2 protein-coding genes are annotated in these 2,009 nt (G+C 43.4%); both read left to right on the top strand.

What is annotated here, in order from left to right:
• On the top strand, window positions 1-778 hold a 778-nt coding region (locus tag A3OI_RS0103195), incomplete at its 5' end, for a hypothetical protein (RefSeq protein ID WP_228702878.1).
• A 121-nt stretch (window positions 779-899) separates the two neighbouring features.
• Window positions 900-1,835 carry a putative phage abortive infection protein gene (locus tag A3OI_RS0103190; protein ID WP_018402897.1) on the top strand — a complete coding sequence of 312 codons (936 nt, stop codon included), beginning with the start codon at window positions 900-902 and terminating at the stop codon, window positions 1,833-1,835.
• Window positions 1,836-2,009 lie beyond the last annotated feature (174 nt).

The raw sequence follows: 2,009 nt of genomic DNA, 5'->3' as shown, positions 1-2,009 counted from the left end.
GCGAAAGCTCAGTTCGAAGAGATTGACTCAGCAGGCGAAGAGTTCATGCAAAGAACCATGGATAAGTTCAAGAACCTATGAGCAATGCGGCCCAACAAGGCGCTCCAGCCGACGGTTTTGCCGCCGCTTCGCTCCGGCAACCCCGCGGCTGAGCTTGGGCGTTAAAATCCCTTCGGAGGTATCGATGAAGAGTCTATCTGTAGCACTTCTCATGCTCTTAATGACCGGTTGCGCGACAACAAAAATGCAAACGCACGTCGATCCCGAGCATAGGGATCGAACTTACTCGAAAATATTAGTTGACGCACCGAATGCGAATTTTGAGTTCAAAGACTTAATGATCACTGAGCTGTGCAGTGGTCTAAGGGAAAGGTCAGTAGAGTGCATAACGAAGGATGACCTGTTCCCCCCTACCAGAGAATACTCAGAGCCTCGAATTTTCGAAATCATTGATCAGAATGGTATCGATGGTTGGCTAATCGTTGGTATCGGATCAGGTGCGACTAACAGCCAGTATATGGGGTCTCAAACATTTGGATCTGCTACAGTTTACGGCAATACCATTTCGGGTAGCGCGAACTCCATGGCAATGTATTCCTTCAGTCGGCAGCAAGGCTATTCGATAACCATGTTTGATATGGAAACGAAGCACAAGGCTTTCATCATGGAAGCCAGTACCTCTGCATCGGGCTTGGCTAACATAACTAACACGGTTTTCGCAGAGAGTTTGGCAAACAAAATAATCAATGAAATGTCCACTGCTGGCTTTGTTGAGTAGCGAATTTTAACAAGGCCAGGCACGGCGACGGCTACTGCATTGCGGCTTCGCCTTCATTTCGTAGCCGCGCATGCTGGCAGCGTTATACCTCAGTAGGCATCACGCAGAATTGGGAATTTAAATGTTAAAGAAAGTTGTTCTCGTTGCTACGGCTTTAGCTATATCTATTGTTGCTGTGGCTTGTTATTTTTATTTTGATCAGTTTTCGGGCGGCTTTAGCTCTAAATCTTCCGACTGGGGGGATTTTGGCGCATATATTGGGGGGGCTGTAGGGGCTATTTTTGCTTCATTATCATTCTTAGCGTTGCTGTATACGGTTTTCTTGCAAAGAGAAGAGTTAACTACTGCGATTAATGCTCTTGAAGATGGAGCTGAATCACAGAGAAAGCAGGTTGAAAATCATGAAGCTCAGAAGTTTGAATCTACATTTTATTCTTTGTTAGATTTGCATAATCGCGCTGTAAAGGACCTGGATTTTAAATCGGTTGATTTTAGTGGTTACCTCCATAACCTAGAAACCGACGATAGTGTAAGTGTCGATAGTTACTTGGCAGCGCGACAGGAACACATATTAGAGAACGTCGAGTTATCACAGTACTTTCGGGTTCTATATCAGTTGTTGAAATTTATAGCTAAAAACAACATTAGAAATAAAGAGAAGCAGTTTAGTGAGTTATCTTTAGAGTGTAGAGATACGATTAGCAAATATGAAAATGACGAAAAAATGTACGCAAGCCTAGTAAGGAGCTTTGTCCCTGTAAGATTACTTCCAGTCCTTGCTTTAAATTGCATTCCCACTTATACAGGTCTAAATAATTTAAAAAGATATTGGGCTTTACTGGAAAGGTACAGTTTCTTGGAACACATGCGATTGGATCATCTGCCTATAAATATGTCCAGTTTTCTAATTTTTCACCGCTACTCTTATGCCATGGGCGAGAAAGGACAAAATGTGATCGAGGACCTAGTTCGTCGGCTTAAGTCAAAATATCCGGATAAATTCCAAAGTGATTTAATGGAAGGCGGCTATTTACATACTTATGCAGACCATGTGTAGAGGTATAACAATAGCAGGCACGGCGACGCCCATTACATTGCGCCTTCGGCTCCATTCCATGGGCGCGCATGCTGCAAGCGTTATATATTGCTAGAAATGGGAGAATACAGTGTCAGGTTTAGAAATTCGTCAGGCATCAATTGAAGACTCGGCTCTGATTCATAGATTTGTTAT

The organism is Marinobacter gelidimuriae (assembly GCF_000372805.1).
GTDB classification, from domain to species: Bacteria; Pseudomonadota; Gammaproteobacteria; order Pseudomonadales; family Oleiphilaceae; genus Marinobacter; species Marinobacter gelidimuriae.
The sequence above is the reverse complement of the archived record's forward strand: the minus strand, read 5'-3'. Positions and strand labels throughout refer to the sequence as shown.

What these genes read in the sequence shown, in the direction of transcription:
- A3OI_RS0103190 (WP_018402897.1), top strand. Translation starts at nt 900, where the DNA reads ATGTTAAAGAAAGTTGTTCTCGTTGCTACGGCTTTAGCTATATCTATT.